This is a genomic window from Thiomonas sp. TH-17 (assembly GCF_057473305.1).
Genome location: NZ_JBYCKI010000034.1, coordinates 1 through 6,333, shown reverse-complemented (window position 1 = coordinate 6,333; position 6,333 = coordinate 1). Strand labels below are relative to the sequence as shown.

General features: G+C 65.1%; 7 protein-coding genes and 1 pseudogene. 1 reads left to right on the top strand and 7 read right to left on the bottom strand.

Features of this window, described 5'->3' with window-relative positions; translation table 11 throughout:
- A pseudogene (locus AC2VLV_RS02740) lies at nucleotides 1-300 on the top strand (methyl-accepting chemotaxis protein); the annotation flags it as partial.
- Nucleotides 301-311: 11 nt separating this feature from the next.
- On the opposite strand, the gene fliN reads toward AC2VLV_RS02740, so the two are convergent.
- From fliN to AC2VLV_RS02705, 7 genes are all read right to left on the bottom strand, one after another.
- The gene (fliN, locus tag AC2VLV_RS02735) at nucleotides 312-746 is read right to left on the bottom strand and encodes a flagellar motor switch protein FliN (RefSeq protein ID WP_486988516.1); all 435 of its coding nucleotides are present in this window, start codon (nucleotides 744-746) and stop codon (nucleotides 312-314) included.
- Nucleotides 747-775: 29 nt separating this feature from the next.
- Nucleotides 776-1,786 carry a flagellar motor switch protein FliM gene (gene fliM, locus AC2VLV_RS02730; protein WP_486988515.1) on the bottom strand — a complete coding sequence of 337 codons (1,011 nt, stop codon included), beginning with the start codon at nucleotides 1,784-1,786 and terminating at the stop codon, nucleotides 776-778.
- Between the two features lie 83 nt (nucleotides 1,787-1,869).
- Complete coding sequence (locus AC2VLV_RS02725) at nucleotides 1,870-2,439, bottom strand: flagellar basal body-associated FliL family protein (RefSeq protein WP_486988514.1); 570 nt, start codon at nucleotides 2,437-2,439, stop codon at nucleotides 1,870-1,872.
- 167 nt (nucleotides 2,440-2,606) lie between these two features.
- Nucleotides 2,607-3,896, bottom strand: coding sequence for a flagellar hook-length control protein FliK (locus AC2VLV_RS02720; RefSeq protein ID WP_486988513.1), 1,290 nt, complete (start codon nucleotides 3,894-3,896; stop codon nucleotides 2,607-2,609).
- Between the two features lie 73 nt (nucleotides 3,897-3,969).
- On the bottom strand, nucleotides 3,970-4,461 hold the full coding sequence (locus tag AC2VLV_RS02715) for a flagellar export protein FliJ (protein ID WP_486988512.1): 492 nt from the start codon (nucleotides 4,459-4,461) through the stop codon (nucleotides 3,970-3,972).
- Between the two features lie 77 nt (nucleotides 4,462-4,538).
- Nucleotides 4,539-5,900 (bottom strand): FliI/YscN family ATPase, encoded by a 1,362-nt coding sequence (locus AC2VLV_RS02710; protein WP_486988511.1) that lies wholly within the window; start codon nucleotides 5,898-5,900, stop codon nucleotides 4,539-4,541.
- Nucleotides 5,901-5,910: 10 nt separating this feature from the next.
- Nucleotides 5,911-6,333: FliH/SctL family protein (locus AC2VLV_RS02705; RefSeq protein ID WP_486988510.1), on the bottom strand; the 423-nt coding region annotated here is incomplete at its 5' end.

The window sequence follows — 6,333 nt, the reverse complement described above, 5'->3', positions numbered from 1 at the left end:
GCGGCCAAGGAGATTGGCGATCTGGCGACTTCGACGGTGAAGCAGGCGGATGCCGCAGGCAGCTTGATTGCGCAGATGGCACCCAATATCTCCAAGACTTCGGATCTGGTGCAGGAGATCACGGCGGCCTCCGAAGAGCAGTCCACGGGCATGCAGCAGATCAATCAGGCGGTGGCGCAGCTCTCGGCGGTGACGCAGCAGAACGCTTCGGCTTCGGAAGAGCTCGCGGCCACGGCTGAAGAAATGAATGCGCAGGCGCAGGCTTTGCAGGAAAGCATGCTGCAGTTCAGATTGGCTTGAGGGCCAGCGGATCAAGCCAATCGCCGGGCGCGCTCGGTCGGGCTGACGATGTCGGTCAGGCGAATGCCGAACTTGTCATTCACCAGCACGACTTCGCCGCGCGCGATGAGAAAGCCGTTGACCAGCACATCCATCGGTTCGCCGGCGAGCCGGTCGAGATCGACCACTGAGCCTTGCGCCAGTTGCAGCAGTTCGCGAATCTGGATTTTGGTGCGGCCCAGTTCCACCGAAAGCGTGACGGGGATGTCCATCACCAGATCGAGCTGGTTGTTGGGCGCGCCGCCGCCCTGGTCGGCGCGAAGTTCGGCGAAGGGGGCGGGTTGCACCTTGGGCGGCTCTGCCGGGGCGGCCTCAGGCTCGGCGGCAACGCCCTGCTCCGCCATGGCTTCGCCCCAGTCCGCCAGATCGTCGGCGGCTGCGGTGTCGGTGGAGGTGTCTTCTGCCATGGAATGTCCTGCGGTATGAGGGATCGGAATCAGTGCGCGCCGTGCGCCAGGAGTTGCGCCTTCTCGGGCGCCTCCGGGAAAAGCTGCTGGCGAATCTTGAGCGCCATCTTGTCTTCATGCCGCCCATACTCGCCCAGCAGCACGGGAATGCCGTCCACGCGGGCAATCACGGTGTCGGGCATGTCCACCGGCAGGACATCGCCGACCCGCAGACTCAGCAGTTCGCGCACCAGTATTTGCCGTTGCAGCAGTTCGACGCGCATTTCCACTTCGGCCTCGCGCATTTCAGTCTGCAAGGCCTTGACCCAGCGGTGATCGACCTCGCTGCGGTCGGTGGTCATGCCGGTGGTGAGCTGATCGCGGATGGGCTCGACCATGCTGTACGGGATGCACACGTGCAGGCTGCCGCCGCCGCCCTCGATCTCGACATCGAAGGTGGAGACAATGACCACCTCGGTCGGGGTGGCGATGTTGACGAACTGCGGGTTGACTTCGGAGCGCGTGAGCTCGGGCTCCAGCGGCAGCACGGGCGCCCAGGCGGTTTTGTATTCCTTGAACACCATGTCGAGCATGCGCTTGATGATGCGCTGCTCCAGCGCGGTGAAGTCGCGGCCCTCGATGCGGGCGTGAAATCGGCCATCACCGCCAAAAAAATTGTCGATCACACTGAAAATCAGCCGCGGGTCGAAGATGAACAGCGCGGTTCCGCGCAAGGGTTTCATCTGCACCAGATTGAGATTGCTGGGCACAACCAGGCCGCGAATGAACTCGTTGTACTTGGTCAGCTTCACAGACGACACCGAGATTTCAGAGGCGCGCCGCAGAAAGTTGAACAGGCTCACCCGCCACAAACGGGCGAAGCGTTCGTTGATGACCTCCAGCGTGGGCATGCGCCCGCGCACGATGCGGTCCTGGCTGGCCAGGTCGTAAGGACGCACGCCGCCCTCGTCCGCCGCCTCCGGCTCGGCCGTCGGCGCATCGCCCGAAATGCCGCCGAACAGCGCGTCGACTTCGTCTTGGGAGAGGACGTCTTGAACCATGTCAGTTCCGCACGGCCGTTCCGAAGCAACGGGCAATGCCCTCGGGGAGCAGCGAGCAAAGCGAGCTTGGAGGCTGTTTCATTTCACTGCACCACGAAAGCGGTGAAAAATACGCCGTCGATCGGCGCCCCGTCATGACCATGCGCAGCGGCAGCCGCGCCGCCCCCGCCGCCATGACCCTCTCCCGCCGCAGCCACCGCAGGCGCGCCTGCGAGTACCTTGTTCACCGAGTGCAGGATGTCTTCGCGCAGGTGATCGCGCCCTTCCACCGAATCGACTTTGTCGATCGACTGGGCCGCGAGAATGCGCAGAATGTTGTTGCGGAGTTCGGGCGTCATGAGCTTGACCTTGCCTTCAACCGAAGGATCGTATGTCTTGAGATCGATCTTGACCTGCAGGTAATGCACCGAGCCGTCGGTACTCTGCAGATTGGTGACAAACGGCTCCATGCTGATGAAACGCATGTTCTTCGCCTTCTCGGCCGCAGCCTGCGCAGCCACTTCGGCCGCCGTGGGCACTGCCTTGGGTTTCATCAGAAAAAATGCCGCGGCGCCGCCTCCGGCCATCAGCACGATCACCGCCACCAGAATGATGATGATCAACTTGGTCTTGCCGCCGCCCTTTTCCTTGGCTTTGGCCTCTTGTTCCGCCATACCCCGCTCCCGATGTGCTGATTGGGGTGCGCACGCTGCGCACCCTTTGCGCGTGAAGGACGATCAATGCCTTTTCACTGCAGGGTTTAACGACACAAGGGCGGGGTTTTTGAAGGGGCGCCGCTCCGTGCAGCACACCGGCCGCAGCCTGAAAGACTCCCAGGTTTTCACACATAGGTGTTCACCAGTCCCTGCTGCCAGCGCAAGACCTGCGCGGCAGAAGCGCCAATAGCGCCGCCTGCGGCGATGTCGGCAATCGCGCTCGATCCCGACGTGCCACGCTGCGAGCGCGCCTGCTGGCGATCGCCCTGCCCGCCTTGTGTGCCGACGGAAGTCTGGCCGAGCGACAGCCCGGCGTCGGCAAACACATCGCGCAGTTGCGGCAGCGCCGCCTCGACCGCCTGCCGCACCACGGCATGCGCGGAGACAAACTGCGCCTGAATCTGGCCATCGTGCATCTGCAGATGGACTTCGAGCGGCCCGAGCTGCGGCGGATTGAGATGCAGCGTGGCGAATTGCTGCTGCCCCTGTGCTGCCAGCAAGACCTGCTGATTCATCGCCTGCCCCCAGTCGGGCGAACCCATATGGGCGGGCACCGTAGCCGCCCAGACCGCCTGCGAGACCGGGTTGGCCTGCGGCATACCCACGGTCAACGCCTGCCCGATCTGGGTGGGTGAGGTCACCGACGGGCTTGAGTCGGCATGGTTCGACGGCGAGGCCTGCAGGGCCGAAAGGTCTGAAGCCGGGGTGATGGCCTGATGCAGGGCCGCGAATCGGCTGGGCTGTGCGGCGTCGGCAGCGTTGCCCGCCAGGTTCTGCATCCACGCGGGCAGGCTCTCGGCGGTTTTGATCATGCCGCCCGCCTGCGCTCCCGCGCGCCCAAAGTTCGCCTGCCGGTCTGTCAGCGGGTCGTTCTGCGGTCGGGCCAGTAGAGCAGAGGTCGGCAAGGTTTTGGCGTCCTTGGTCTCAGTCGCAACCGCTGTGCCAGCCGAGGCGACAACAGGCGCCTGAAGCATGGCGGCGAGCACGGGGCCAGGTACGGCTGCCGGGCTGGCATCCTTCGACGCGGTCTTGCGGTCGTCCTGCGGCAAGTTTTTGCCGCTTTGCGATGCCGCCATTGCCGCTTCGAGCACCCCGCTGGCCTGGAGGGCAGAAGCCGATGCGCTCGCATTCGCGGCCTCAGAATCTTGTGATGGCGCGGATGACTGCGCCTGAGGCGAATCGGCCTTGCCCCGCGCCTGAGCGGCAACTTTTGCGTCTGAAGACGGCGCCTCGGTCGGCTTCTGCGCCTTTGCCGAGCCTGCTGAAGCGGATGACGATGGTGCGCCCTTGCCCGCCCGCGAAAGCGCGTCGGAAAAGCGTGGCCCGGTCTCGCCCTGAGAAGCTGGAGCACCGGCCGACATTGATTCGGCGGACGGCGCAGCGGGAGTGGACACGACAGGAACGATCAGCGGCATGATGGCGGCTCAAACGAGTAGATACCCGTTCTAAGCAAAACCTGCGCCAGCCTGACTAACTGATTTTTCGACTTCAGAAATCAGACCGCTGCTGCGAGCTGGGCAGGAATTGCGACGCTCGCCGTACCGCCCATTCCTGCAGGTTTTTCAGGGCGCTGGCCTTTTGTCCCTGGCGCTTTTGCGCCTGATGCTGGTCGATCAGCACCTCGAACGCCTTTTCGCGCTGGCGCGCCGCCGTCCATTGCCCCATGAGTTCGGTCAGGACGAGCTGCTGACGGTTGAGTTCGACTTTCTGCGCGGTGATGGCCGATTCGATGCGATCGACAAAACCGCGAAGGTCGCGCACCTGACTCCAGGCGGTACCGACGGCGCCCAGGGTCTGGATCTGTTCACGATATTGCGCGGCATAGCTTTCAAGCTGTGCGAGCTTCGCCTGCGCGGCTCGAAGAATGTCCTGCTGTTTACCCACGAGTTGGCCCGCATTCTCACTGGCCTCTACGGCTTGCGCATGCAAAGCCTGAAGGGTCTCCAGCCGCTGCGGGCTAAGGGTGTTGTTGTAGGTCATGCGCTGGGGGCTGAATTTGATTCAGGCAAAGTGTAAACCTTGCATTGAGCAGGCCGGCGATTTCTCGGCCGAAATCGTCAAAAACCTGACAGCTCCGGGATGTAGGGCGTCATCAGATCGGCCAGTTCTTGTCGGCTCTGGGTCAGGCCGACGGCGGCGTGCATGTCCTGAATCAAAAACTCGCGGATGCCGGCGTGCGCCTGCACCGCCTGGTCGAGCTGCAGATCGGCGCCCGGGGTGTAGGCGCCCACGGCGATGAGGTCTTGCTGGCTTGCGTAGCGCGATTGCATTTCCTTGAGCTTCTGCATGCGCCGAAGTTCCAGCGGGCTGGCGATGGCCGGCATCACGCGGCTGATCGACGCCTGCAGGTCGATAGCCGGAAAATGCGCCTGCTCGGCCAGACGGCGGCTGAGCACGATGTGGCCGTCGAGAATGGCGCGCACGTTGTCGGCTACCGGGTCTTGCTGGTCGTCGCCCTCCATCAGCACGGTGTAGAACGCGGTGATGCTGCCGCCGCCCTCCGGCCCGTTGCCCGCGCGCTCCACCAGCGCCGGCAGCTTGGCGAACACCGAGGGCGGAAAACCGCGCGCCGCCGGGGGTTCGCCTGCGGCCAGCGCCACTTCGCGCAGCGCCAGGGCGTAGCGGGTGACCGAATCCATCAGCAGCAGCACGTTCAGCCCCTTGTCGCGGTAATACTCGGCCATCGCGGTGGCCAGACGCGCGCCGCGAATGCGGGTCAGCGCCGGAGCGTCAGCCGGGGCGGCCACCACGACGGCCCTGCTGCGCCCTTCCACGCCCAGAATGTCTTCGATGAACTCTTTGACCTCACGGCCCCGCTCGCCGATGAGGCCCACCACGATGACGTCGGCATTGGTGTTGCGCGCCATCATGCCCAGCAGCACGCTCTTGCCCACGCCGCTGCCCGCGAACAGCCCCATACGCGCGCCACGGCCCACGGTGAACAGCGCATTGATCGCGCGCACGCCCACGTCGAGCGGCTGGCGCACCAGCGCCCGGCCCAGCGGGTTGATCTGCTGGGTCGACAAGGTGGTGTAGTGAGACGCCAGCAGCGCGCCGTCGCCGTCAAGCGGGCGGCCGTTGCCGTCGAGCACGCGCCCGAGCAGCTCGGGCCCGACGGGAATGCGAATATCGCCCGGCACGGGATGCACCCGCGCCCCCGGCGTGAGGCCCTGCACTTCGCCTAGCGCCATGAGCTGCACATGATCGCCGTTGAAACCCACCACTTCGGCGTCGATGACGCGGTTCTGCTCGGTGCTGATGCGACAACGCTCGCCCAGACTGGCCTCCAGCCCCTGCGCCTCGAGAATGAGCCCCCGCACCCGCACCAGGCTGCCGCTGTACACCAGAGGCAAAGGCCCGCCCGATTGCAGGCGATGCTGCAAGGTTTGCAGATGGCGCGATACCTGGGCCAGACTCATTGCAGCCCCCTCATTGCAGCCCTTCCTCGAACAGCCGGGTCATGATCTGCCGCCAGCGCTCTTCAATGCGCAGATCGAGTTCGCTCACCGCCTCGCGCGAGCGCGTGCGCCAGCGGCGGTCGGGCGTGGCGGTCTGCCCCGGCGCGGCCGCAGCCACGATCAGATCGCCGCGCTGCAGGGCGTCGTCCGCCAGCAGGGTCACGCCACTGGTTTCGAGGTCGGGCGCGGCGCTGCGCAACACGTCCAGATCAAGCGAATGAAGCCGTACCGAAGGCGCCCCGGCCTGCGCCGGAAAGGTCGCCAGCGCCTTGCGCACAATGGGCAGCAGCGCTTCGGGCTGCGTGCGCAGTTCATGCAGGATGACCTGCCGCGCCAGTTCCAGCGCCAGCGCCACCAGCGCCGTCTCGGCCTCGGCGTCGAGCGCGGCCACGGG